19 protein-coding genes and 1 other RNA gene are annotated in these 24,293 nt (G+C 70.8%); 13 read left to right on the top strand and 7 right to left on the bottom strand.

The window, feature by feature from the left end:
• The 4 genes from iscU to uvrB all read right to left on the bottom strand — a co-directional run bounded on the left by iscU (window position 1) and on the right by uvrB (window position 4,905).
• Window positions 1–420, bottom strand: coding sequence for a Fe-S cluster assembly scaffold IscU (gene iscU, locus FJ694_RS04270; RefSeq protein WP_157264530.1), 420 nt, complete (start codon window positions 418–420; stop codon window positions 1–3).
• 64 nt (window positions 421–484) lie between these two features.
• The gene (locus tag FJ694_RS04265; RefSeq protein WP_157264528.1) at window positions 485–1,705 is read right to left on the bottom strand and encodes an IscS subfamily cysteine desulfurase; all 1,221 of its coding nucleotides are present in this window, start codon (window positions 1,703–1,705) and stop codon (window positions 485–487) included.
• 98 nt (window positions 1,706–1,803) lie between these two features.
• On the bottom strand, window positions 1,804–2,337 hold the full coding sequence (gene iscR, locus FJ694_RS04260; protein WP_157264526.1) for a Fe-S cluster assembly transcriptional regulator IscR: 534 nt from the start codon (window positions 2,335–2,337) through the stop codon (window positions 1,804–1,806).
• A 429-nt stretch (window positions 2,338–2,766) separates the two neighbouring features.
• Window positions 2,767–4,905, bottom strand: coding sequence for an excinuclease ABC subunit UvrB (gene uvrB, locus FJ694_RS04255; RefSeq protein WP_157264707.1), 2,139 nt, complete (start codon window positions 4,903–4,905; stop codon window positions 2,767–2,769).
• A gap of 227 nt (window positions 4,906–5,132) precedes the next feature.
• Between uvrB and FJ694_RS04250 the strand changes: the two genes are divergently transcribed.
• From FJ694_RS04250 to FJ694_RS04220, 8 genes are all read left to right on the top strand, one after another.
• Window positions 5,133–6,332, top strand: a complete 1,200-nt coding sequence (locus FJ694_RS04250; RefSeq protein WP_157264524.1) for an amino acid aminotransferase — start codon at window positions 5,133–5,135, stop codon at window positions 6,330–6,332.
• Window positions 6,333–6,616: 284 nt separating this feature from the next.
• The gene (locus FJ694_RS04245) at window positions 6,617–7,969 is read left to right on the top strand and encodes a polyhydroxyalkanoate depolymerase (RefSeq protein ID WP_157264522.1); all 1,353 of its coding nucleotides are present in this window, start codon (window positions 6,617–6,619) and stop codon (window positions 7,967–7,969) included.
• Between the two features lie 7 nt (window positions 7,970–7,976).
• Window positions 7,977–8,684, top strand: coding sequence for an electron transport complex subunit RsxB (rsxB, locus tag FJ694_RS04240; RefSeq protein ID WP_375140196.1), 708 nt, complete (start codon window positions 7,977–7,979; stop codon window positions 8,682–8,684).
• 31 nt (window positions 8,685–8,715) lie between these two features.
• On the top strand, window positions 8,716–9,351 hold the full coding sequence (gene nth, locus FJ694_RS04235; RefSeq protein ID WP_157264520.1) for an endonuclease III: 636 nt from the start codon (window positions 8,716–8,718) through the stop codon (window positions 9,349–9,351).
• 46 nt (window positions 9,352–9,397) lie between these two features.
• Window positions 9,398–9,604, top strand: coding sequence for a DUF904 domain-containing protein (locus FJ694_RS04230; protein ID WP_157264518.1), 207 nt, complete (start codon window positions 9,398–9,400; stop codon window positions 9,602–9,604).
• Window positions 9,605–9,636: 32 nt separating this feature from the next.
• Window positions 9,637–9,981, top strand: a complete 345-nt coding sequence (locus FJ694_RS04225) for a cell division protein ZapA (protein WP_157264516.1) — start codon at window positions 9,637–9,639, stop codon at window positions 9,979–9,981.
• Between the two features lie 57 nt (window positions 9,982–10,038).
• Window positions 10,039–10,217, top strand: a non-coding RNA gene (gene ssrS / locus FJ694_RS38080) — 6S RNA.
• Between the two features lie 131 nt (window positions 10,218–10,348).
• Window positions 10,349–11,158 carry a sulfite exporter TauE/SafE family protein gene (locus FJ694_RS04220; RefSeq protein ID WP_157264514.1) on the top strand — a complete coding sequence of 270 codons (810 nt, stop codon included), beginning with the start codon at window positions 10,349–10,351 and terminating at the stop codon, window positions 11,156–11,158.
• Between the two features lie 55 nt (window positions 11,159–11,213).
• Here FJ694_RS04220 and FJ694_RS04215 read toward each other — a convergent pair whose 3' ends face one another.
• Together FJ694_RS04215 and FJ694_RS04210 are read right to left on the bottom strand one after the other, a co-directional pair.
• Window positions 11,214–12,254 carry a GGDEF domain-containing protein gene (locus FJ694_RS04215; protein ID WP_157264512.1) on the bottom strand — a complete coding sequence of 347 codons (1,041 nt, stop codon included), beginning with the start codon at window positions 12,252–12,254 and terminating at the stop codon, window positions 11,214–11,216.
• A 57-nt stretch (window positions 12,255–12,311) separates the two neighbouring features.
• Complete coding sequence (locus FJ694_RS04210) at window positions 12,312–13,589, bottom strand: type IV pili methyl-accepting chemotaxis transducer N-terminal domain-containing protein (protein WP_157264510.1); 1,278 nt, start codon at window positions 13,587–13,589, stop codon at window positions 12,312–12,314.
• Window positions 13,590–13,940: 351 nt separating this feature from the next.
• On the opposite strand from FJ694_RS04210, the gene FJ694_RS04205 reads away from it, so the two are divergent.
• Window positions 13,941–15,218, top strand: coding sequence for an MFS transporter (locus FJ694_RS04205; protein ID WP_157264508.1), 1,278 nt, complete (start codon window positions 13,941–13,943; stop codon window positions 15,216–15,218).
• A gap of 174 nt (window positions 15,219–15,392) precedes the next feature.
• Here the strand turns inward: FJ694_RS04205 and FJ694_RS04200 are convergent, their stop codons facing one another.
• The gene (locus tag FJ694_RS04200; protein ID WP_157264506.1) at window positions 15,393–17,120 is read right to left on the bottom strand and encodes a bifunctional protein-serine/threonine kinase/phosphatase; all 1,728 of its coding nucleotides are present in this window, start codon (window positions 17,118–17,120) and stop codon (window positions 15,393–15,395) included.
• A 59-nt stretch (window positions 17,121–17,179) separates the two neighbouring features.
• On the opposite strand from FJ694_RS04200, the gene nirB reads away from it, so the two are divergent.
• The 4 genes from nirB to ybiB all read left to right on the top strand — a co-directional run bounded on the left by nirB (window position 17,180) and on the right by ybiB (window position 24,258).
• On the top strand, window positions 17,180–19,660 hold the full coding sequence (gene nirB, locus FJ694_RS04195; protein ID WP_157264504.1) for a nitrite reductase large subunit NirB: 2,481 nt from the start codon (window positions 17,180–17,182) through the stop codon (window positions 19,658–19,660).
• 263 nt (window positions 19,661–19,923) lie between these two features.
• A complete protein-coding gene (gene nirD / locus FJ694_RS04190) occupies window positions 19,924–20,331 on the top strand; it encodes a nitrite reductase small subunit NirD (protein WP_157264502.1) in 408 nt (135 codons plus the stop codon).
• A 36-nt stretch (window positions 20,332–20,367) separates the two neighbouring features.
• Complete coding sequence (locus FJ694_RS04185; RefSeq protein WP_157264500.1) at window positions 20,368–23,181, top strand: nitrate reductase; 2,814 nt, start codon at window positions 20,368–20,370, stop codon at window positions 23,179–23,181.
• Window positions 23,182–23,307: 126 nt separating this feature from the next.
• Window positions 23,308–24,258, top strand: a complete 951-nt coding sequence (gene ybiB, locus FJ694_RS04180; RefSeq protein ID WP_157264498.1) for a DNA-binding protein YbiB — start codon at window positions 23,308–23,310, stop codon at window positions 24,256–24,258.
• Window positions 24,259–24,293: the final 35 nt, after the last annotated feature.

Raw genomic sequence — 24,293 nt, 5'->3', positions numbered from 1 at the left:
TTACTGGGCCTGCGCTTCGGCGGCGGCAGCCGCCGGCGCGCCGTGCTTGGCCTTGTAGTCGTCCACCGCGGCCTTGATCGCGTCCTCGGCCAGGATCGAGCAGTGGATCTTGACCGGCGGCAGCGCCAGCTCCTCGGCGATGTGCGTGTTCTTGATCGACAGCGCCTCGTCCAGCGACTTGCCCTTGACCCACTCCGTCACCAGCGAGCTCGACGCGATGGCCGAGCCGCAGCCGTAGGTCTTGAACTTGGCGTCCTCGATCAGGCCCGTGGCCGGGTTCACCTTGATCTGCAGCTTCATCACGTCGCCGCAGGCCGGCGCGCCCACCATGCCCGTGCCCACCGTCTCGTCGCCCTTGGCGAAGGAACCCACGTTGCGCGGGTGCTCGTAGTGGTCCACCACCTTGTCGCTGTATGCCATGACTCTTACCTCTGGTCCGTATGTCTCAAAAACAGATGCGCCTTCAGCCTTGCCGGCTCATGGCTCAGTGCGCGGCCCACTGGATGGTGCTGAGATCGACGCCGTCCTGGTACATCTCCCACAGCGGCGAGAGCTCGCGCAGCTTGGCCACGCGGTCCTTGATGGTCGCCACCGCGTAGTCGATCTCTTCCTCGGTCGTGAAGCGGCCGATCGTCATGCGCAGGCTCGAATGCGCCAGCTCGTCGCTGCGGCCCAGTGCGCGCAGCACGTAGCTGGGCTCCAGGCTGGCGGAGGTGCAGGCCGAGCCCGAGGACACGGCGATGCCCTTGATGCCCATGATCAGCGACTCGCCCTCGACGAAGTTGAAGCTGATGTTGAGGTTGTGCGGCACGCGCTTTTCGAGGTGGCCGTTCACGAAGGTCTGCTCCATGTCGGTCAGGCCCTGGAGCAGCCGCTGCTGAAGCGCGCGGATGCGCTCGCGCTCGGCCGGCCCCTCCTCGCGTGCGATGCGGAAGGCCTCGCCCATGCCCACGATCTGGTGCGTGGGCAAGGTTCCGGAGCGCATGCCGCGCTCGTGGCCGCCGCCGTGCATCTGCGCTTCCAGCCGCACGCGCGGCTTGCGCCGCACGTAAAGCGCGCCGATGCCCTTGGGGCCGTAGGTCTTGTGCGAAGCCAGGCTCATCAGGTCCACCGGCAGCGTCTGCAGGTCGATGTCCACCTTGCCCGTGGCCTGTGCCGCATCGACGTGGAAGATGATCCCGCGCTCGCGGCAGAGCTTGCCGATGGCCGGGATGTCCTGGATCACGCCGATCTCGTTGTTCACGAGCATGACCGAGGCCAGGATGGTGTCCGGGCGCAGCGCGGCCTTGAAGGCTTCCAGGTCGAGCAGGCCGTCTTCCTGGACGTCGAGGTAGGTCGCCTCGAAGCCCTGGCGCTCCAGCTCGCGCACCGTGTCGAGCACGGCCTTGTGCTCGGTCTTCACGGTGACGATGTGCTTGCCGCGCGTCTTGTAGAAGTGCGCCGCGCCCTTGAGCGCGAGGTTGTTGGACTCGGTGGCGCCGGAGGTCCAGACGATCTCGCGCGGGTCGGCATTGATGAGCGCGGCCACGTCGGCGCGCGCCTTCTCCACCGCCTCTTCCGCCTCCCAGCCCCAGGCATGGCTGCGCGAGGCAGGGTTGCCGAAGTGCTCGCGCAGCCACGGCACCATCGCATCGACCACGCGCGGGTCCACCGGCGTGGTGGCGCCATAGTCCATGTAGATCGGGAAGTGCGGCGTCATGTCCATGGGAAAAAGAGCTTTTGTTCGAACGAAGGGCGGGCGCCGCGGCGCCCGCGAATGGGTTTCAGAAAATGCCGGGACGGGTCAGGCCACGGTGAACACGTTCACTTGGTGAAGGCGTTGCCCAGCGCGAAGACCGAGTTGGGGGCCGTGACCTTGATCGGCTTGACCACCGGGGTGCTGGAGATGGCGCGCTTGACGGGCGCTTCCTCCACCGACACGCCCTTGGCGATCTGGTCGTCCACGAGCTTCTGCAGCGAGATCGAGTCGAGGTACTCGATCATCTTGTTGTTGAGGTTGGTCCACAGCTCGTGCGTCATGCACTTGCCCGTGTCCTCGCCCATGCAGTTCTCCTTGCCGCCGCAGCCCGTGGCGTCCAGAGCCTCGTCCACGGCAACGATGATGTCGGCCACCGTGATGTCCTCGGCCTTGCGGCCCAGCGAGTAGCCGCCGCCCGGACCGCGGGTGCTTTCCACCAGCTCGTGGCGGCGCAGCTTGCCGAACAGCTGCTCCAGGTACGACAGCGAGATCTGCTGGCGCTGGCTGATCGCCGCCAGCGCCACGGGGCCCGAATGCGAGCGCAGCGCCAGATCGATCATCGCGGTGACGGCAAAACGGCCTTTGGTGGTGAGACGCATCGAAGTACTCCTGTGCCGCTTCCGGCGGCAATCGCTGACCCTGTCCTCCCGCGGATCACACGGGTCGGCCGTCATGCGACCTGTAGCCCCTTTGGGGGAGCCTGCACCCGGCTTATTCCGAGTGTTTTGGTCGATTATACATGAAGCCACCCTTTGGACCTGGGGGATGCCTTGCCAAGTTCCCTTGATGCCATCGGGGTTTACACCCTGCAACCATACGCGCAATGCACAACTCTTGCGCTGGCGCAAACCGTGAACACGTGAAACGTGACCGATTCCCCCTGGCGGGGGATCGGACGCCAAGGCATGAACGTCCGCGGCACGCAACGTGCCGGCCGGCGCGCGGCGCCGGCCGGGAGGTCCGCAATGCGGCGCCTGCGGTCCGACCGCCCCGTTGCACGGCCCACACGGGCCGCCCGGGCCGTCGCCTCAGCCGCGCCCGGCGCTGATGGGCACGACGTTGCTGTCGTGCGTGGCTGCGCCGAAAGCCTGCTCGCGCAGCAGCGCGAGCTGGTCGCGCAGCCGGGCCGCCTGCTCGAACTCCAGGTTGCGCGCGTGCTCCAGCATCTGCTTTTCCAGCAGCTTGATGCGCTTGCCCAGGTCCTTCTCGCTCATGGCCTCCACCGCGGCGGCGGCCTGCGCGTTCTTGAGGTCGTCCTTGGCGGTCTTGTCGGAGACCACGCCATCGATCATCTCGCGCACCTGCTTGCGCACCGTGCGCGGCGTGATGCCGTGCTCGGCGTTGAACGCCTCCTGCCTGGCGCGGCGGCGCTGTGTCTCGTCGATGGCGCGGCGCATCGAGTCGGTGACCTTGTCGGCGTAGAGGATGGCCTTGCCCGAGGCATTGCGCGCGGCGCGGCCGATGGTCTGGATCAGGCTGCGCTCGGCGCGCAGGAAGCCTTCCTTGTCCGCGTCCAGGATCGCCACCAGCGACACCTCCGGGATGTCCAGGCCCTCGCGCAGCAGGTTGATGCCCACCAGCACGTCAAAGAGGCCCAGGCGCAGGTCGCGGATGATCTCCACGCGCTCGACCGTGTCCACGTCCGAGTGCAGGTAGCGCACCTTCACGCCGTTGTCGGTGAGGTAGTCGGTGAGCTGCTCGGCCATGCGCTTGGTCAGCGTCGTGATCAGCACGCGCTCGTCGCGCTCGACGCGGTCGCGTATCTCCTGCAGCACGTCATCCACCTGGTGCAGCGCCGGGCGCACCTCGATGAGCGGATCGACCAGCCCCGTGGGCCGCACCACCTGCTCCACCACCTGGCCGGCGTGGCGCTGCTCGTAGTCCGCGGGCGTGGCCGAGACGAACACGCACTGGCGCATCTTGGTCTCGAACTCCTCGAACTTCAGCGGCCGGTTGTCCAGTGCCGAGGGCAGCCGGAAGCCGTATTCCACCAGCGTGGTCTTGCGCGCGCGGTCGCCGTTGTACATGCCGCCGAACTGGCCGATGAGCACGTGCGACTCGTCGAAGAACATCAGCGCGTCGCGCGGCAAATAGTCCACCAGCGTCGGCGGCGGCGAGCCGGGCATGGCGCCGGAGAGGTGGCGGGTGTAGTTCTCGATGCCCTTGCAGTGGCCGACCTCCTGCAGCATCTCCAGGTCGAAGCGGGTGCGCTGCTCGATGCGCTGCGCCTCCACCAGCTTGCCCATGGCCACGAACTCGTCCACGCGCTGGCGCAGCTCGGCCTTGATGGCGTCGATGGCCGAAAGCACGCGCTCGCGCGGCGTGACGTAGTGGCTGCTGGGATAGACCGTGAAGCGCGGGATCTTCTGCCGCACCTTGCCGGTGAGCGGGTCGAAGAGCTGCAGCGACTCGACCTCGTCGTCGAAGAGCTCGATGCGGATGGCCAGCTCCGAGTGCTCGGCCGGGAAGACGTCGATGGTGTCGCCGCGCACGCGGAAATGCCCGCGCGAGAACTCCGTGTCGTTGCGCGCGTACTGCATGCGCACAAGCTGCGCGATGACGTCGCGCTGGCCCATCTTGTCGCCCACGCGCAGCGTCATGACCATCTGGTGGTAGTCGGCCGGGTTGCCGATGCCGTAGATGGCCGACACCGAGGCCACGATCACCACGTCGCGCCGCTCCAGCAGGCTCTTGGTGGCGGACAGGCGCATCTGCTCGATGTGCTCGTTGATGGCGCTGTCCTTCTCGATGAACAGGTCGCGCTGCGGCACGTAGGCCTCGGGCTGGTAGTAGTCGTAGTAGCTGACGAAATACTCGACCGCGTTCTTCGGGAAGAACTCGCGGAACTCGCTGTAGAGCTGGGCCGCGAGGGTCTTGTTGGGCGCGAACACGATGGCCGGGCGGCCCAGCTGCGCGATGGTGTTGGCCATGGTGAAGGTCTTGCCCGAGCCGGTGACGCCCAGCAGCGTCTGGAAGCTCAGGCCGTCCTGCACGCCCTCCACCAGCTGCTCGATGGCCGTGGGCTGGTCGCCCGCGGGCGGGTACGGCTGGAACAGCTCGAAGGGCGAGCCGGGAAAGCGCACGAACTCGCCCTGCGGCGCGGCGGCGGCTTCGGGCTCATCGGCAGCCTGCGCCGCCGGGGCCGCGGCGGCAGCGGCGGCGGCCATCGGTGCGGGCTTGGCAAGCTTGGCGACCTTGGGAGAAGGCATCGGACGATCCTGGACAAAAATGGTGGTGACGGCCGGGCGGCCGAAGCGGGGCGCTTGGGCGGCGCTTAGAATTGCGCGCCCTTGCGCCACGGCAGCCCGCGCTGCCCATGCAGGGCAATCCGACAGCCTAGCGCATCGCCCCAAGTCCCCGGCGGCGGCGCTCCTCTCCATCTTCTGGAAGCACCATGTCCCTGTTTGCCGCCGTCGAAATGGCCCCGCGCGACCCGATCCTGGGCCTCAACGAACAGTTCGCCGCCGACCCCAACCCCGCCAAGGTCAACCTGGGCGTGGGCGTGTACTTCGACGATGAGGGCAAGCTGCCGCTTCTCAAGTGCGTGGCCGCCGCCGAGGAGCAGCTGCTCGCGGCCAAGAAGCCCCGCGGCTACCTGCCCATCGACGGCATCGCCGCCTACGACAAGGCGGTGCAGGGTCTGGTCTTCGGCGCCGACAGCGACGCCGTCAAGGGCGGCCGCGTCGCCACCGTGCAGGCCCTGGGCGGCACCGGCGGCCTCAAGATCGGCGCCGACTTCCTCAAGCGCGTGAACCCATCGGCCCAGGTGCTCATCAGCGACCCGAGCTGGGAGAACCACCGCGCCCTGTTCACCAACGCCGGCTTCGAGGTCGGCACCTACCCGTACTACGACGCCGACAAGCGCGGCGTGCGCTTCGACGACATGCTCGCCGCGCTGCGCGCTGCCGCGAAGGGCACGGTCGTGGTGCTGCACGCCTGCTGCCACAACCCCACCGGCTACGACATCACGCCCGAGCAGTGGACGCAGGTCGTGGCCGCCGTCAAGGACGCAGGCCTGGTGGCCTTCCTCGACATGGCCTACCAGGGCTTCGGCGAGGGCATCGCCGAGGACGGCGCCGTGATCCAGCAGTTCCTCGACGCAGGCATCGACTTCTTCGTCTCCACCTCGTTCTCCAAGAGCTTCTCGCTCTACGGCGAGCGCGTCGGCGCGCTGAGCGTGGTGTGCGACAGCGCCGACGAGGCCGCGCGCGTGCTCTCGCAGCTCAAGATCGTCATCCGCACCAACTACTCCAACCCGCCCACGTTCGGCGCGCAGGTGGTGGCCACGGTGCTGACCACGCCGTCGTTGCGCGCGCAATGGGAAGAGGAGCTCGCCGGCATGCGCCAGCGCATCAAGCAGATGCGCGCGGCCCTGGTCGAGAAGCTGCAGGCCGCCGGCGTCCAGTCCGACGTGTCGTACATCGTGCGCCAGAAGGGCATGTTCAGCTACTCGGGCCTGAGCAAGGAGCAGATGCAGCGCCTGCGCAGCGAGTTCGGCGTCTACGGCGTGGACTCCGGCCGCATCTGCGTGGCCGCGCTCAACAGCCGCAACATCGACGCCGTGGCGAAAGCCATCGCGCAGGTCGCCGCCTGACGGCGCCTTGAGCTGACGCCTACCGTGGCCGCCGTGGCAGCAAGGCGGCGGCCCGGGACGGCTTGAATTTCGTGAACTGCATCGCAACTGGGCCGGCTTTCCGGCCCTTTGCGCATCCGTGACTTGTTTGACCCTGGCAGTCTCCCGGGTTCGTCGCGCACAACAATTGCTGCACCTGCACAAAACCCGAAACCGATGTCAGGTTCGGCTCAACCGCGGCGTGCATCCTGCGCCACTCACGACGTCCGAGACGCCCTCCTTACCCTGCTGCGAGGTTCCTCCTGATGCTGTACCAGCTCTATGAAAGCCAGCGCGCCCTGATGGCGCCGTTCTCCGAGTTCGCCAGCGCGGCCTCCAAGCTGTACGACCATCCGCTGTCGCCGTTCGCCCACTCGATCCTGTCGCAGCGCATCTCCGCGGCGCTGGACCTGATGCACCGCCTGGCCAAGGACTACGAGAAGCCGCAGTTCGAGATCACCTCGGCCACCGTCAACGACGTCGAGGTCGCGGTGCAGGAGCGCGTGGCGCTGCACAAGCCGTTCTGCCGGCTGCTGCGCTTCAAGCGCTTCAGCGACGACGTGAACGCGCTCACGGCCATGAAGGGCCAGCCCACGGTGCTGGTGGTGGCGCCGCTGTCGGGCCACCATTCCACGCTGCTGCGCGACACGGTGCGCGCGCTGCTGCACGACCACAAGGTCTACATCACCGACTGGACCGACGCGCGCATGGTGCCCGCCGAGGCCGGCGCCTTCCACCTCGACGACTACGTCGAGTACGTGCAGGAGTTCATCCGCCACATCGGCCCGCAGGTGCACGTGATCTCGGTGTGCCAACCCACCGTGCCGGTGCTCGCCGCCGTGTCGCTGCTGGCCAGCCGCGGCGAGTTCACGCCGCGCACCATGACCATGATGGGCGGCCCCATCGACGCGCGCCGCTCGCCCACGGCGGTGAACAACCTGGCCATGAACAAGCGCCACGAGTGGTTCGAGAACAACGTGATCTACCGCGTGCCGCCGAACTACCCCGGTGCCGGCCGGCGCGTGTACCCGGGCTTCCTGCAGCACACGGGCTTCGTGGCCATGAACCCGGACCGCCACCTGAGCTCGCATTACGACTACTTCCTCGACCTGATCCGCGGCGACGAGGACAGCGCCGAGGCGCACCGCAAGTTCTACGACGAGTACAACGCGGTGCTGGACATGCCCGCCGACTACTACCTGGAGACGATCAAGACCGTGTTCCAGGACTTCGCCCTGGTCAACGGCACCTGGATGGTCAATGGCGAGCTGGTGCGTCCGCAGGACATCACCACCAGCGCGCTGCTCACGGTCGAGGGCGAGCTCGACGACATCTCCGGCGCCGGCCAGACCCGCGCCGCGCACGACCTGTGCTCGGGCATCCCCAAGGAGCGCCAGTTCCACTACGACGTCGAAGGCGCCGGCCACTACGGCATCTTCTCCGGCCGGCGCTGGCGCGAGAAGGTGTACCCGCAGGTGCGCGACTTCATCGCCCGCTTCGACACCGAGGCGCCGGCCCAGGCCACCACGGCAGCACCCGCCGCCCTGGAAGACGCGCCGGCCGAGCCGCTGGCCGCGCCCGCCCGCGCCAAGCGTTCCGCCACGAAAGCCGGCGCCTGACCAAGCCTTGACCGACACTGACATCGGCACCGCCCCGGCTCCGGCCGCCCGGGCCCCGCTGCACGGCCTGGCCGCGGCCATCGACGCCGCGCTGCCGCAGACCCAGTGCACGCGCTGCGGCTACCCGGACTGCAGCGGCTACGCGCAGGCCGTGGCCGATGGCGCGGCCGCCATCGACCGCTGCCCGCCCGGCGGCGCCGAAGGGGTGCGCCGGCTCGCCGCGCTCACCGGCCAGGCGCCGCGGCCGCTCGACGCCGCCTGCGGCGCCGAAGGGCCGCGCGCGGTGGCCTTCATCGACGAGGACTGGTGCATCGGCTGCACCCTGTGCCTGAAAGCCTGCCCGGTGGACTGCATCGCCGGCGCCACCAAGCGCATGCACACCGTCATCGAGAGCGAGTGCACCGGCTGCGAGCTGTGCCTGCCGGCCTGCCCGGTGGACTGCATCGTCATGGAGCCCGTCACGGCCGCCACCGGCTGGGACGCCTGGAGCCCGGCGCAGGCCGAGCACGCCCGCCGGCGCTACGCCGCGCACCGCGCGCGCCTGGCGCAATCCGAAGCCGACACGCGCGAGCGCCTCATCGCCAAGGCCGAGATGAAGCTTGCGGACCTGCCCGCGCACAGCCGGCACCAGGACCCGCAGACGCTCGACAGGAAGCGCGCCGTGATCGAGGCCGCGCTGGCCCGCGCGCGGGCCCAGCGCGGCTCGCGCGTTTGACGTTTGACTTGAGTCCCTGCATTCCGCCGCCATGGACGACGCTGCCGTCGAGCGCTTCTTCGCCACGCTGAGCGCGGCCAATCCGACGCCCACCACGGAGCTCGAGTTCACCAACGTGTTCGAGCTGCTGGCGGCGGTGCTGCTGTCGGCGCAGTCCACCGACGCCGGCGTGAACAAGGCCACGCGGCGGCTGTTCCCGGTGGCCAACACGCCGCGCAAGATGATGGCGCTGGGCATCGACGGCATTGCCGGCTACATCCGCAGCGTGGGCCTCTACCCGACCAAGGCCAGGAACCTCTGGAACACCAGCCGCATCCTGGTCGAGCAGCATGGCGGCCAGGTGCCGCGCAGCCGCGAGGCGCTGGAGGCACTGCCCGGCGTGGGCCGCAAGACGGCCAACGTGGTGCTCAACGTCGCCTTCGGCGAGCCCACCATGGCGGTGGACACGCACATCTTCCGCGTCGGCAACCGCACCGGGCTGGCGCCGGGCAGGACGCCCCTGGAAGTCGAGCAAGGGCTGCTGCGGCGCGTGCCCGACGCCTACCGCGTCGATGCGCACCACTGGCTCATCCTGCACGGGCGCTACGTGTGCCAGGCGCGGCGCCCGCTGTGCGAGCGCTGCGCCGTGACCGACTGCTGCGACTGGTTCCTCGGCAGCCGGACGTAAGGCGCGGGGACCTACAATCCCGGCCCTCCCCCGTGTCCGCCTGACCATGCCCACCCTGGAAGAACTCGCGCAGCGCATCGAGCTGCTGGCGCAACGCCACGAGCAGCTGCAGCAGGCCCATGCCGAGCTGCAGCGCCAGCACGCCGAGCTCGGCGCCGAACGCGACCAGCTGCGCTCGCGCCTGAACGCCGCGCGCTCGCGCATCGACGTGCTCATCGAACGCCTCTCCGCCACCGACGCCCGCCAGGGCTGAGCGGCCCGCCGCATCAGCCTTCCCAACCGATCATGAAACAGCTCGAAGTCACCATCCTCGGCCAGAGCTACCTGCTGGGCTGCCCCGACGGCGGCGAGCAGGCGCTGCAGGCCGCCGTCGCGCAGGTGGACCGCGAGATGACGGCCATCCGCGACGCCGGCCGCATCAAGGCGCGCGAGCGCATCGCCGTGCTGGCCGCGCTCAACCTGGCCTACCAGCTGGTGCAGCGGCCCGCCGCGGCCCCGGCCGCCACGGCGGAGGCCGACGCCGATGCCGGTGGCGCCGTTGCCGCTGCCCCATCCGACGCCCAATTGCAAGCGCTCATTGCCCGCATCGACCGCGCGCTGGCCGCCGAGGAGACATCGCGCACGACTTGACAGGGTTGATGCGCAGCCCCCACCCGGACTTGATCCGGGTCAGGCGTAAAATTCACCCGTCCGCCGCATTCGCGTGGGTTCTATATTTCCTTGAACCGATGCTCTCGCGAGCCAGGGCCTGGAAAATTGCTCGACAGGTGCGATCGTCTCGCGTCAGACGAACCCGAAGTCCTGCTGACCGGGCCCACCTGAATCCCCTGGGTTCAGGAATGCGGCCCACGGCTCGCGGCGGACACCCTCTTCCCTCCCCCACGCCGGCTTCACGCCCTTGCGGGCGTGCGGCATCCGCAAGCAGTACCGGCAGATGCCGCGACGGTCGCGCACGGCGCGGCCACCGCGCCGCGCGTGGGCCTTTCCCGACTGCACCATGGACCTTTCCCTCGCAGCCGAGCTGCTGCTGCTGGGCTGCGGCGCCGGCTTCCTCGCCGGGCTGCTCGGCATCGGCGGCGGCATGCTGCTGGTGCCCTTCCTGAGCTTCATCCTGTCGCAGCGCGGCGTGCCGCCGGGCATGGCCGTGAAGATGGCTATCGCCACCTCCATGACCACGATCATGTTCACCTCGCTGTCGAGCGTGCGCGCGCACCACAAGCGCGGCGCGGTGCGCTGGCCGCTGGTGCGCAACATGGCGCCGGGCATCGTGCTGGGCGGGCTGCTGGCCGGCGCGGGCGCGTTCTCCGTGGTCAAGGGCCAGGCGCTGGCGCTGTTCTTCGCCGCCTTCGTCGCCTTCTCCGCCACCCAGATGTTGCGCGCGCGTCCACCGCGTCCGGACCGCGACATGCCCGGACGCCTGGGCCAGGTCGCCGCGGGCAGCGGCATCGGCTTCCTCTCGGGCCTGGTCGGCGCGGGCGGCGGCTTCGTGTCGGTGCCCTTCATGACGCGCTGCAACGTGCCCATCCACAACGCGGTGGCCACCAGCGCGGCGCTGGGCTTCCCGATCGCGCTGGCCAACACCGTGGGCTACCTGGTCGGCGGCATCGGGCTGGCGCCCGCGCTGCCCGGCGCGCTGGGCTATCTGTACCTGCCGGCGCTGGCCGTGATCGCCTCGGCCAGCGTGCTGCTCGCGCCGCTGGGCGCCCGCGCCGCGCATGCGCTGGACGTGCGCCAGCTCAAGCGCGCCTTTGCCGTGCTGCTCTACCTGCTCGCGGCCTACATGCTCTACAAGGGCCTCAGCACCTGACACCGGTGCGGCCGCAACCGCCCGCGGGGCCTGGCCGCAGGCAGCGGCGCGCGCCTCAGCCCGGCACCATGAAGGGCACGCGCGCCAGCACCACGTGGTCGCCGCCGCGCCCGCGCGCCTCGGCCAGCGCGGCCTCGCTGGCGCTGCTCAGCGCGTCGGCATCGGCCGCGGTGTGCGGACAGCTGGCCACGCCCATGGACACCGTGAAGCGCAGCGTGCGCCCTTCGTTGACCACGATCTGCGCCGCGCACTGGCGCCGCAGCTGCTCCATGCGGCCGTAGGCCACGCCCAGCCCAAGGCCGGACATCAGCACCCCGAAGCAGTCGCCTTCGAGACGGCAGGTGGAATCCGCGGCGCGGGTGTTGGCGCGCAACAGCCGCGCCAGCGCGCCGCGCACCTGGGCCTGCGACGCCGCGTCCACGCCGGCTGCTCCCGGCGGCACGTCCAGCGCCACCCACACCAGCGCGAACTCGCGGCCCTCGTCGCGCGAGGCCGTCACCGCGCGCTGCAGCTGCTCCTCGAAGAAGCTGCGCAGGTGCAGCCCGGTGTCGCGGTCCAGCGGCCCGTCGGTATCGGCGATGCCGCAGCGCCGGCACAGGTCGTCGCTCAGCCGCTGCTGCAGCTCCAGCTGCTGCAACAGCTCGCGCAGCCGCTGCTGGTCGCGGCGCTGCGGCGCCAGGTCGGTCCAGAGGCTGCACAGCACCCGGCGCCCGTCGGGCAGCTCGACGATCTCGCGCCAGACGCTGAACTCGTGCAGCGCGCCGCGCCATTCGAAGCGGTGCTCGCTTTGCAGCGGCTTGTCCGGCGGCAAGTCCAGCGCATGCTGCTCGGCAGCCCGCAAGGGCATGGGCAGCGGCGGCTCCAGCGCCGCGTCGCCGCGGCCCAGCAGCGCCGCCGGCTCGCACTGCAGCCACTTCGCCATCGCCTCGTTGACGTGCAGCCAGGCGCCGCTGGAAGCATCCTTGACCGCCAGCAGCGTGCCCTGATGCGCCAGCCACGCCGGCATCAGCCGGCCCAGCAAGGCCGCCAGCGCCGCGTCGGAAAGCAAGGCCATGCCGCCGGAAGCGGCGTCGACAGGAGTTGAAAGGGTTGACATGCGCGGGCAATCCGGGACGGCTGAGTTACTAAATGATGCCGTAGTCGCAGACCGTTTCTAATCGAAGAGCTGTTGCGCGCTGCGTTCGTAGTCGCCGGTGAGCTCCTCGAAACGGGCCAGCAGCGCCTCGGCGGCCTGCGCCAGCTGCCGGCGCCCGCTGGCATGGCCGGCCTCGCGCACGCCCTGCTGCATGCGCAGCCACTCGCGCGCCGCGGCATCCAGCGCGATGCGGATGGCCGGCGAGCTCAACGGCAGCTGCTGCAGCCGCTGCAGCGCCTGGTCGAACTCGCGCGCCGTGGCCGCGGCCTGCGACAGCGGCTGCGCGCCTTCGGACGTGGCCAGCAGCGCGCCCAGCAGCACCTGCTTGAGCAGGCGCTGGCCGAGCATGCGCTGGCGCCCGGCCAGGTTCACCGCCGACAGGGTCTGCAGCGCGCTGCCGGCCTCCAGGGCGCGGGTCAGCTTCTCGGCGGCCTCCAGGCACGTTTCGGCCAGGGCGTCCAGGGCCGGCAGCGTGTCGGGACGCGGCGCGGCATCCAGCGCGCGCTCCAGCGCACCCCAGGCGGCCTGCAGCGGCTGCAGCAGGTCGCCGAAGGTGGCCTGCGACAGTGAACGGCCCAGCTGCTCCAGGCCGGCCTGCGCCTGGCGGCGCGCGGACGCCTGCAGCGCCGCGGCGTCCACGTCCGGCGCCGGTGCCAGGCGCAGCGCCTGCAGCGCCACCAGGCGCTGCGACAGCATGCGCAGTTGCCCGCTGCGGTTGAGCGCCTCGGCATCGCGCGCGGCGTCGATGAGCTGCTGCGACAGCCGCCCCACGCGCAGCTTGCCCTGCATGGCCGCGCCGCGCAGGCGGCGGAAGGCTTCGTCCTCCGACAGCCCGTGCGAGCGCATCAGGATGCCCTTGGCGCGGTCCACCAGCTTGCGTTCCTCCAGTCGCTGCAGCGCCTCGTCGCGCTCGACCCGCAGCCGCTGCTCGTGCGCGAAGCGCGCCTGCGTGAGCTGCAGCAGCGGCCGCAGCCGCGCCGGCGACCAGCCGTGCACCACCCAGCCCGACACGCCCAGATCCAGCGCGCGCTGCGCGCCCTCGGCGCTGGCGTCGGCGGTGAACACCAGCACCGGCATGGGCTGCGTGCGCGACAGCAGCTCCAGCGCCGCGAACAGGCCCGACTCCGCCGGCTGCGGCTCCCAGCACACGACCACGTCCGGTGCGCCGCGCACGGCCTGCTGCACCAGCTTGTCGCACTCGCAGGCACCAAGGACGTGAATGCCGGCGGCTTGCAGTGCATCGGCCAGGGGCGGCGCGGCCGTGCCGGGAGCGGAGATGACGAGGGCGGAAGTCATGGGCGAAACGGCGCGCTGCGCCAGGGCACTGAGAGGGAGATCGGGAAGCGCCGCGGGGAGCGGCACGCATCGGGCCAAGCATAGAACAGCGTGCGCGGCGGCCCTTCCCCGGCTGCCTCTCAGGGTTGGCACGGATGGTGCAGAAGCTCACGCGGGTGCGCCGCCGCACCCGGACCGCTGGCCCCGCACGCCCGGTCCTGGCCACAGCGTCGTGACCAGCATGTGCCTCCACTGCCCGCACCCGCCGCGGGCACCAAGCCGTACCCCTTCTGGAGAAGCCACATGAGACCGCTGTCGTCGCCTGACTTCTGCATTCCCCGTTCCCACGCGCGCTGCTGAGCGCCCCGCACCATGACCAGCTTCAAGACCTTCGCCCGCGCCGGCCACTGGCCGACGCTGGCCGCCTCGTTCCTCTATTTCGACTTCTGCTTCGCCATCTGGGTGCTCAACGGCGCCATGGGCCCGTTCATCAGCGAGACCTACGGCCTGTCGGCGGCGCAGAAGGGCTTCATGGTGTCGGTGCCGATCCTGGCCGGCGCGCTCATGCGCTTCCCGCTGGGGGTGCTGGCCCAGTACATCGGCCGCAAGAACGCGGCGATGGTGGAGATGACGCTGGTCATCGCCGCGCTGCTGTTCGGCTTCCTGTTCGTGGACAGCTACGACGGCGTGCTGGCCATGGGCGTGCTGCTGGGCATCGCGGGCGCGAGCTTCGGCGTGGCGCTGAGCCTGGGCAGCGGCTGGTACCCGCCCAAGTACAAGGGCCTGGCCATGGGCATCGCCGGCGCGGGCAACTCCGGCACGGTGCTGGCCGTGCTGTTCGCCCCGCCGCTGGCCACGGCCTACGGCTGGCAGACGGTGTACGGCCTGGCCGCCGCGACCATGCTGCTGCCGCTGGCGGTGATGTGGTTCGCCGCCAAGGAGCCGCCGGACCGCGAGCACCAGACCTTCCGCGAGCACATCAGCTGCCTGTTCGAGAAGGACGGCTGGGCCTTCAGCCTGATCTACGTCGTCACCTTCGGCGGCTTCATCGGCCTGGCCAGTTTCCTGCCCACCTACTTCTACGACCAGTTCAAGGTCACCAAGATCGAGGCCGGCCAGCTCACCATGCTGGCCACGCTCATGGGCTCCGCGGTGCGCGTGCTCGGCGGCTGGCTCTCCGACCGCATCGGCGGCGTCAACACCCTCTCCGGCGTGCTGCTGGCGGTGGCGCTGACGCTGACGGCCTGCGGCTTTGCCGGCACCTCGCTGGCCGGCACCACGCTGCTGTTCATGCTGTGCTTCGCCGCGCTGGGCGCGGGCAACGGCGCGCTGTTCCAACTGGTGCCGCTGCGCTGGCCGCTGACCACGGCGGTGGCGGGCTCGATGATCGGCGAGGTCGGCGCCCTGGGCGGCGGCTTCCTGCCCAACGCCATGGGCCTGTCCAAGCAGTTCACCGGCAGCTACCTGGGCGGCTTCCTGGCCTTCACGGTGCTGGCGCTGGCGATGCTGCTGATGCTGCGCATCGTGCAGATCCGCTGGACCCGCACCTGGGCCGAGAAGGGCGGCCGCGCCCGCACCGGCGCCGAGCCGGCACCGGCCGCCGTGGCGCCCCGCGTCACGCGCGTGGCCCCGCGCCGGCGCCGCGCCTGAGGCGGCTCGACCAAGAGCACTGCCGTGGCTTTCCTGCTCCATTTCTCCGTTCGCCCTGAGCTTGTCGAAGGGCTCGCATGCCCGTCGGGCCAAAAGGCCCTTCGACTGAGCTCAGGACAGGCTTCGACAGGCTCAGCCCGAACGGGATGTGCTGTCGAGACGCGGGAAATGGAATCAGCGCGGCAGGAACAGCAGCCACACGACCAGCAGCGCGTTGAAGAGCAGCGACACCACGAGCGCCGCCTTCCACAGCACCAGCGGGTCGCGCTTGGCCAGCGGCGTGGGCAGCGGCGCGCCGACGCCGCCGCGCGAGGCGCCGCGCTGCAGCGCCAGCAGCAGCTCCTCCGCGGTCTCGAAGCGCTGGCGCGCATCGCGCGCCACGGCCTTGAGCACGAGGTGGTCCAGCCAGATCGGCACGTCCGGGCGCAGCCGCGACGGGGCGCGCGGGTCGCGCCTGAAACGGCCCGTCTGGTAGGGCTCGACCTCGCCGTAGGGGAGTTGCCCCGTCAACCACTGGTAGAGCGTGGCGCCCAGCGCGAACAGGTCGCTGCCGCTGTCAGCCGGCCCGCCTTCCCACTGCTCGGGGTTCATGTAGCTGGGCGTGCCCGCGTGCAGCTCGCGCTGCGCCTGCGAGGCGTGCGCGCTCACGGCGGTGCCCAGGTCCAGCAGCCGCCACTGGCCGTCCTCGCCCAGGTGCAGGTTGCCCGGCTTCAGGTCGCGGTGGATCACGCCCAGCCGGTGCAGCCGACCCACGGCGCGCGTCACGGCGATGGCGCTCTGCACCACCTCCTCCACGCCGAAGCGCTGGCCGCCCTGCAGCAGCTGCTCCAGGGTGCGCCCGCCATGCCAGTCGAACGCGATGTAGAGCGCCGTGGCCTGCGGCACCTCGCGCACGCGGATGAAGCCCGGCGCGCCGGCCTCGGCCAGGCGCAGGCCCAGCCAGGCCTCGTGCGCGAGCATGGCCCGCTCCTCGGGGTCGCTGGCGCGCGCCTCGTGCAGCGTCTTGATCGCCACCAGCGCGCCGGCGGCATCACGGGCCTGGTAGAGCCGGTGCACGCCGTTGTCGGCCACCAGCGCCGTGATGGCGAAGCCGTCGAGCCGGTCGCCGACCTTGAGCTTGCCCGGCGCGGGCAGCGGGCGCCCGCGCGCGAGCTCGTCCTCCAGCCGGCCCTGGTCCAGGCCCAGCACGCGCACCACCAGGGCGCTGGCGTTGTCGCGCCCACCCGCGGCGATGGCCGCCTCGACGATGGCCTCGCTGGCGGCCTGCGCGTCGCCCTGCGCCGCCAGCGCCGCCAGCCGCGCGGGCTTGAGCACGCCGTGCACGCCGTCGCTGGTGAGCACGAACACGTCGCCCACGCGCAGCGGCCCTTGCGCGTAGTCCACGCTCAAGGCCTCGTCCAGGCCCACGGCGCGGGTGAGGCGGCTGCGCTGGTCCGGGTGGTCGAAGGCATGGTCCTGCGTCAGCAGGCTGAGTTCGCCGCCGCTGATGAACCAGGCGCGCGTGTCGCCCACGTGGGCCACGGTGTAGCCGTGGCCCTCCAGCGCCAGCGCCGTCAGCGTGGTCAGCGCCGTGGCGGGCTCGTCGACGCGGCCGGCCTCGCGCCGGTGCCAGCCGCCGCCGACCTGGCGCTGCCGGTTCACGGCCACGAGCCAGCTGTTCTGGGCCGCGATGAGGCGGTCGAGCACCACGGTGGTGTCCCAGGTGGCCGGTGCCGCGAAGAAGTCCGACAGCAGCCCCATCACGCTGGTCTGCGCCGCCTCGCGCCCGCCCCCGCCCGTGGAGACGCCGTCGGCGATGGCCGCCACCAGCCCGCGCTTTTCGCGCAGGGCGCCGGCGAAGTCCTCGTTCACCTCCCGTGGGCCGCGCCGGCTGGCGTGCCCGATGTCCGCATCGAAGCTCATGCGGCGATTGTCCGCAGTGTTCGCCCCCTTCACTCCCTCGCGCCAACGGAAACGCAGCCATGAAGAAGATGAAACTCGTCCTGATCGGCAACGGCATGGCCGGCGTGCGCACGCTCGAAGAGCTGCTCAAGATCGCGCCCGATCTCTACGACATCACGGTCTTCGGTGCCGAGCCGCACCCCAACTACAACCGCATCCTGCTGTCGCCGGTGCTGGCCGGCGAGCAGACCATCGACCAGATCATCCTGAATCCGCTGTCCTGGTACGAGGACCACGGCATCACGCTGCACCTGGGCTGCGAGGTCACCGGCGTGGACCGCGCCCGGCGCATCGTCACCGGCCGCCGCGCCGACGGCAGCACGGTGGAAGCGCCCTACGACCGGCTGCTGATCGCCACCGGCTCCAGGCCCTTCATCCTGCCGGTGCCGGGCAAGGATCTGCCCGGCGTGATCGCCTACCGCGACATCGCCGACACCGAGACCATGATCGAGACGGCCAAGACGCACCGGCACGCCGTCGTCATCGGCGGCGGGCTGCTCGGCCTGGAAGCGGCCAACGGGCTGATGCTGCGCGGCATGCAGGTCAGCGTGGTGCACATCTCCGGCACGCTCATGGAGCGCCAGCTCGACGACGTGGCCGGCAAAATGCTGCAGAAGTCGCTGCAGGAGCGCGGCCTGAAGTTCGAGATGGGCGCGCAGACGCAGGCGCTCATCGCCGGCCCGGATGGGCGCGTGATGGCGGTGCAGTTCAAGGACGGCCGCGAGATCCCGGCCGACCTGGTGGTGATGGCCGCGGGCATCCGCCCCAACACCGAGCTGGCCGAGAGGATCGGCCTGCACGTGAACCGCGGCATCGTCGTCACCGACACGCTGCAGACCGTCACCGACCCGCGCATCTACGCCGTGGGCGAGTGCGCGGCGCACCGCGGCATCGCCTACGGGCTGGTGGCCCCGCTCTTCGAGCAGGGCAAGGTGTGCGCGACGCACCTGGCGCAGTTCGGCATCGGCCGCTACGGCGGCAGCCAGACCAGCACCAAGCTCAAGGTCACGGGCATCGACCTCTTCTCCGCGGGCAACTTCAACGGCGGCGAGGACTGCGAGGAGATCGTGCTGTCCGACCCCTTCGGCGGCGTCTACAAGAAGCTCGTCCTGAAGGACGACAAGCTGGTGGGCGCCTGCCTCTACGGCGACACCGCCGACGGCGCCTGGTACTTCAAGCTGCTGCGCGAGGGCCGCAGCGTGGCCGAGCTGCGCGACAAGCTCATGTTCGGCGAGGACCACCTGGGCGACGCCGGCCACCAGGGCCACAGCAAGGCCGCCGGCATGGCCGACAGCGACGAGGTCTGCGGCTGCAACGGCGTGACCAAGGGCACGATCTGCAAGGCAATCAAGGACAAGGGCCTGTTCACGCTGGAGGAGGTGCGCAAGCACACCAAGGCCAGCGCCTCCTGCGGCTCGTGCACCGGGCTGGTCGAGCAGATCCTGATGTTCACCGCCGGCGGCGACTATTCCGCCACGCCCAAGAAGAAGGCGATGTGCGGCTGCACCGACTTCAGCCACCAGGACGTGCGCGACGCCATCCGCCGCGACAAGCTGCTCTCCATTCCCCAGGTGCATGCCACGCTCGGCTGGCGCAACCCCAACGGCTGCGCCAGCTGCCGCCCCGCGGTGAACTACTACCTGATCAGCACCTGGCCCAAGGAAGCGAAGGACGATCCGCAAAGCCGCTTCGTCAACGAGCGCGGCCACGCCAACATCCAGAAGGACGGCACCTACTCCGTCATTCCGCGCATGTGGGGCGGGGAAACGTCGGCTGCCGACCTGCGCCGCATCGCCGACGTGGTGGACAAGTACGCCATCCCGACCGTGAAGGTCACGGGCGGGCAGCGCATCGACCTGCTGGGCGTGAAGAAGGAGCAGCTGCAGTCGGTCTGGCGCGACCTGGGCATGCCCAGCGGCCTGGCCTACGCCAAGTCGCTGCGCACGGTGAAGACCTGCGTGGGCAGCGAGTGGTGCCGCTTCGGCACGCAGGACAGCACCCAGATGGGCAAGGACCTGGAGCACGCGCTGTGGGCCATGTACTCGCCGCACAAGGTCAAGATGGCCGTGAGCGGTTGCCCACGCAACTGCGCCGAGTCCGGCACCAAGGACGTCGGCATCATTGGCGTGGACTCGGGCTGGGAGATCCACGTCGGCGGCAACGGCGGCATCAAGACCGAGGTGGCGCAGTTCTTCGTCAAGGTGAAGACGCCCGCGGAGGTGCTGGAGTACAGCGGCGCCTTCCTGCAGCTCTACCGCGAGGAAGGCTGGTACCTGGAGCGCACGGTGCACTTCATCGAGCGCGTGGGGCTGGAGTACGTGAAGAAGCGCGTGCTCGACGACGCGGAGGGCCGCAAGGCGCTGTGGGAGCGGCTGCAGTTCGCGCTCGACGGCCAGCCCGACCCCTGGCACGAGGCCGTCCGGGCCGGCGTGGACACGCGCCAGTTCGAGCCGCTGCGCCTGGGCGCCGAGGCCCTGAGCGGCGAGCCGGCCAAGGCCTGATGTCTGCAATAGCCAGTGAAGAATCCCGTTCGCCCTGAGGTATCGAAGGGTGAACGGCCCGCACGGTGTGCGGGCATCCGAGCCTGTCGGATTCGGCCTTCGATACCTCAGTCCGAACGGTTCAACAAGCCAGCAGTTCCTTGCCTCCGTGCCAGCCTGACGGCTTCACCCTTCGATACCTCAGGGCGAACGGATCGTTTCGCGAGCAAACGAAACCTGGAATGACACCCCTGCGACACGCACCCTTTGAAGGCAAACACACCATGAGCGCCTGGATTCCCGTCTGCACCGTCGATGAGCTGCCGCTGCTGGGCGCGCGCCGCCTGGAGCGCCCGCAGGGCGCGCCGGTGGCCGTGTTCCGCAATGCCGAGGGCGAGGTGTTCGCCCTGCTCGACCGCTGCCCGCACAAGGGCGGCCCGCTGTCGCAGGGCATCGTCAGCGGCCGCAGCGTCGCCTGCCCGCTGCACAACTGGAACGTGGCGCTGGACAGCGGCCAGGTGGCCGCGCCCGACGAGGGCTGCACCCCGGCCTTCGCCGTCAAGGTCGAGGGCGGCGTGGTGTACCTGGACCGCCACGAAGTCGCCACGCTCGCCATCGACCTGCCCCTACCCCAGGCCGGCCCCTGCCGCGGCTCGCGCCCGGAGTGGAAGCCCGCCCCGCAACAGCTCTGAGCGCAGCAACGCGCGCTTCCACACGGTTCTTGAGACATGGCTGAAACCCGTTCCACCTGTCCCTACTGCGGCGTCGGCTGCGGCGTGATCATCGAGAGCGATGGCGCGCAGATCACCGGCGTGCGCGGCGACCCGCAGCACCCGGCCAACTTCGGCCGCCTGTGCAGCAAGGGCAGCACGCTGCACCTGACCGCCGCCGCGCCGGTGACGCTGCGCCAGCGCCTGCTGTATCCGATGCGCCGCGAACAGCGCGGCCAGGCGCCGGCGCGCGTGGGCTGGAACGAGGCGCTGTCGCTGGCCACCGACCGCTTCGAGGACGCGATCCGACGCCACGGCAAGGACGCCGTCGGCTTCTACCTCTCCGGCCAGCTGCTCACCGAGGACTACTACGTCTTCAACAAGCTCGCCAAGGGCCTGGTCGGCACCAACAACGTCGACACCAACTCGCGCCTGTGCATGAGCTCGGCCGTGGCCGGCTACAAGGCCACGCTGGGCGCCGATGCCCCTCCCGCCTGCTACGACGACCTCGGCCACGCGCGCACCCTCTTCATCGCCGGCTCCAACACCGCCTGGGCGCACCCGATCCTGATGCGCCGCATCGAGGACGCCAAGCGCGCCAATCCGGCGCTGCGCCTCATCGTGGCCGATCCGCGCCGCACCGAGACCGCCGCCCTGGCCGACCTGCACCTGCCGCTGCTGCCGGGCACCGACGTGGCGCTGTTCCACGGCCTGCTGCACCTGATGCTGTGGGAAGGGCTCACCGACAACGCGTATGTCGCCGCCCACACCAGCGGCTTCGAGGCGGTGCGAAATCGCGTGCGCGAGTTCACCCCCCGGGAAACGGCGCGCATCACCGGGCTGCCCGAGGCCGACATCGTCACCGCCGCGCAATGGTTCGCCGGGCTCGACGGCGGCGACGGCGTGCGCGCCCCGACGCTGTCGCTCTATTGCCAGGGCCTCAACCAGAGCAGCAACGGCACGGCCAAGAACGCGGCGCTGGTCAACCTGCACCTGGCCACCGGCCAGATCGGCAAGCCGGGCGCGGGGCCCTTCTCGCTCACCGGCCAGCCCAACGCCATGGGCGGGCGCGAGGTGGGCGGCCTCGCCAACCTGCTGTCGGCGCACCGCGACATGGCCAACCCGGCGCACCGTGCCGAGGTGGCGCGGCTGTGGGGGGTGGACGACGTGCCCTCGAAACCTGGCAAGACGGCGGTCGAGATGTTCGAGGCGGCGGCCGACGGCGAGATCAAGGCGCTGTGGATCGCATGCACCAATCCGGCGCAGTCGCTGCCCGACCAGGCCACCGTGCGCCGCGCGCTGCAGCAGGCCGAGTTCGTCGTGGTGCAGGAGGCGTTCAAGGAAACCGCCACCGCCGCGTTTGCCGACCTGCTGCTGCCGGCGGCCTCCTGGGGCGAGAAGGAAGGGACTGTCACCAACAGCGAGCGCCGCATCTCTCGCGTGCGCGCGGCGGTGGCGGCGCCGGGCGAGGCGCGCAGCGATTTCACGATCGCCACCGAGTTCGCGCAGCGGCTCGAAGGCCGGCTGCGCCCGGGAAAGCCGTCGCTCTTCGCCTACGCCGGCCCGCAGGCCGCCTGGCTGGAGCACCGCGAGAGCACGCGCGGGCGCGACCTGGACATCACCGGCCTGAGCTGGGCGCTGCTCGACGCCGCCGGCCCGCAGCAGTGGCCGCTGCCCGAAGGCGCCGCGCAGGGCCGCGCGCGGCTGTACGAGGACGGCGTGTTTCCCACCGCCGACGGCCGCGCGAGGTTCGCCGACATGGCCTACCAGCCGGTGGCCGAGGCGCGCGACGGCCGCTATCCCTTCAGCCTCAACACCGGGCGGCTGCGCGACCAGTGGCACGGCATGAGCCGCACGGGCGTGCTGGGCCGGCTCTTCGGCCACGTGCCGGAGCCGGCGGTGGAGCTGAACCCGCAGGAGATGGCGCGTCTGAAGCTGGCCGAGGGGGACCTCGTGCACGTGACCTCGCGTCGCGGCTCGATCCTGCTGCCGGCCGTGGCCAGCGACGCGGTGCCGCTGACGCAGGCCTACGTGCCGATGCACTGGGGCTCGGAGTTCGTGTCCGGGCGCAGCAGCCGCGGCGAGCCGCTGGCCGGCGTCAATGCGCTGACTTCGCCGGCCTTCTGCCCGGTGTCAAAACAGCCGGAGCTGAAGCATGCAGCTGTAAAACTGCTCAAGGCCGAGCTGCCGTGGCGGCTGCTGGGGCTGGCCTGGCTGCCCGACGAGGACGCCTACGCGGCGCGCGAAGGGCTGCGCGCGCTGATGGAGCGCTTCGACTACGCCAGTTGCGTGCCCTTCGGCCATGCACGCAGTGGCGTGCTGTTCCGCGCCGCGGCCGACGCGCCGCCGCCGCAGGAGCTGATCGACGAGGTCGAGCGGCTGCTCGGCCTGGCCGGCCCCGGCGTGCGCGCGCTGCGCTACGAGGACCGCAAGCGCGGCCAACGCCGCACCGTGCGCCTGGCCACGGTGGACGGCGACAGCCGGCTGGAGGCCGTGCTGCTGGCCGGCGACGCCAGCGCCGAAAGCTGGATCAAGGCGCTGCTGCAGGACGAGCTGCCGGCACAGTCCTACGGGCGGCTGCTGCTCGCGCCCGGCGCCAAGGCGCCGGTGGCGCTGGCGCCGCGCGGCAAGCAGGTGTGCGCCTGCTTCAACGTCAGCGAGCCGCAGATCAGGGACGCGCTGGCGGCCTGTCCGGGCACGCCCGGCGAACGGCTGTCGGTGCTGCAGGCGCAGCTGCGCTGCGGCACCAACTGCGGCTCCTGCGTGCCCGCGCTCAAGACGCTGGTGGAAGCCACGCCGGTGGCCGTGGCGGCCCCGCCGGTGCCGGCCTGAGCGACCCGGCCGGGGGCGCGCCGGGCGGCGCGTGCACCCGCCTTGCTCGCGGTTCACGCGCGGTCCGGCCGTGCGTGGCGCCGCCGGGTCCGCTTCTTGCGAAATCCGGCCGGGAGACAATCACACATGAGCATTGCAAGCACCCTCAAGGAAATCGGCCGCGGCGCCAACGGCGCGCGCTCGCTCACCCTCGACCAGGCCCGCGAGGTCATGGGCCAGGTGCTCGACGGCAACGTCAGCGACCTGGAGATCGGCGCCTTCGCCATCGCCATGCGCATGAAGGGCGAGACCGCCGAGGAGCTGGCGGGCTTTCTCGCCGCGGCGCACGAGCGCTGCGTGGCCATCCCGTCGGACCGGCCGTTGGTGATCCTGCCCACCTACAACGGCGCGCGCCGGCTGCCCAACCTCACGCCGCTGCTGGCGCTGCGCCTGGCGCAGGAAGGCGCGCGCGTGCTGGTGCACGGGCCGCTGCAGGACCCCAAGCGCGTCACCAGCGCCGAGGTGTTCCAGAGCCTGGGCCTGCCCGCGGTGCGCACGGTGCAGGAGGTCGAGCGCGCCTGGGCGCGGCACGAGCCGGCCTTCATGCGCATCGACGCGCTGTGCCCGCCGCTGGCCCGGCTGCTGGACGTGCGCTGGGTCATCGGGCTGCGCAACTCCGGGCACACCATTGCCAAGATGCTCAACCCCGTGCGCGGCGCGCGCGCGGTGCGCGTGAGCAATTACACCCATCCCGAGTTCGGCCAGCTGCTGGCGCAGTACGCGCAGAACGAGCGCGCCGACATGCTGCTGCTGCGCGGCACCGAGGGCGAGCCTGTGGCCGACCCACGCCGGCTGCCGCGCATGGACTTCACGCTGGCCGGCGTGCCGCAGGCCGAGCTGTCGTGCCCGGCGCAGGAAGGGGCGCTGGCGCACCTGCCGGTGCTGCCGCGCGACAACGACGCCGCCACCACCGCGCACTACATCCAGAGCGTGCTCAGCGGCGAGAAGCCCGCGCCCGCGCCGCTGCAGCGCCAGGTCGAGCTGCTGCTGGGCACCCTGGCCGCGGTGCAGGACGAGGCGGTGGCGCACAGCGCCTGAAGCAGCGTCCGAAGACCGGGCGCACCGCGCAGCCC

This window comes from Azohydromonas aeria (assembly GCF_009760915.1).
In the GTDB taxonomy this organism is placed as follows: Bacteria; Pseudomonadota; Gammaproteobacteria; order Burkholderiales; family Burkholderiaceae_C; genus Azohydromonas; species Azohydromonas aeria.
This window is presented reverse-complemented; position numbering and strand designations above follow the sequence as displayed.

Bases quoted from the DNA above. Each gene is read 5' to 3' on its own strand.
- iscU (WP_157264530.1), bottom strand. From the start codon at position 420: ATGGCATACAGCGACAAGGTGGTGGACCACTACGAGCACCCGCGCAAC.
- FJ694_RS04265 (WP_157264528.1), bottom strand. From the start codon at position 1,705: ATGGACATGACGCCGCACTTCCCGATCTACATGGACTATGGCGCCACC.
- iscR (WP_157264526.1), bottom strand. From the start codon at position 2,337: ATGCGTCTCACCACCAAAGGCCGTTTTGCCGTCACCGCGATGATCGAT.
- uvrB (WP_157264707.1), bottom strand. From the start codon at position 4,905: ATGGCCGCCGCCGCTGCCGCCGCGGCCCCGGCGGCGCAGGCTGCCGAT.
- FJ694_RS04250 (WP_157264524.1), top strand. From the start codon at position 5,133: ATGTCCCTGTTTGCCGCCGTCGAAATGGCCCCGCGCGACCCGATCCTG.
- FJ694_RS04245 (WP_157264522.1), top strand. From the start codon at position 6,617: ATGCTGTACCAGCTCTATGAAAGCCAGCGCGCCCTGATGGCGCCGTTC.
- nth (WP_157264520.1), top strand. From the start codon at position 8,716: ATGGACGACGCTGCCGTCGAGCGCTTCTTCGCCACGCTGAGCGCGGCC.
- FJ694_RS04230 (WP_157264518.1), top strand. From the start codon at position 9,398: ATGCCCACCCTGGAAGAACTCGCGCAGCGCATCGAGCTGCTGGCGCAA.
- FJ694_RS04225 (WP_157264516.1), top strand. From the start codon at position 9,637: ATGAAACAGCTCGAAGTCACCATCCTCGGCCAGAGCTACCTGCTGGGC.
- FJ694_RS04220 (WP_157264514.1), top strand. From the start codon at position 10,349: ATGGACCTTTCCCTCGCAGCCGAGCTGCTGCTGCTGGGCTGCGGCGCC.
- FJ694_RS04215 (WP_157264512.1), bottom strand. From the start codon at position 12,254: ATGTCAACCCTTTCAACTCCTGTCGACGCCGCTTCCGGCGGCATGGCC.
- FJ694_RS04210 (WP_157264510.1), bottom strand. From the start codon at position 13,589: ATGACTTCCGCCCTCGTCATCTCCGCTCCCGGCACGGCCGCGCCGCCC.
- FJ694_RS04205 (WP_157264508.1), top strand. From the start codon at position 13,941: ATGACCAGCTTCAAGACCTTCGCCCGCGCCGGCCACTGGCCGACGCTG.
- FJ694_RS04200 (WP_157264506.1), bottom strand. From the start codon at position 17,120: ATGAGCTTCGATGCGGACATCGGGCACGCCAGCCGGCGCGGCCCACGG.
- nirB (WP_157264504.1), top strand. From the start codon at position 17,180: ATGAAGAAGATGAAACTCGTCCTGATCGGCAACGGCATGGCCGGCGTG.
- nirD (WP_157264502.1), top strand. From the start codon at position 19,924: ATGAGCGCCTGGATTCCCGTCTGCACCGTCGATGAGCTGCCGCTGCTG.
- FJ694_RS04185 (WP_157264500.1), top strand. From the start codon at position 20,368: ATGGCTGAAACCCGTTCCACCTGTCCCTACTGCGGCGTCGGCTGCGGC.
- ybiB (WP_157264498.1), top strand. From the start codon at position 23,308: ATGAGCATTGCAAGCACCCTCAAGGAAATCGGCCGCGGCGCCAACGGC.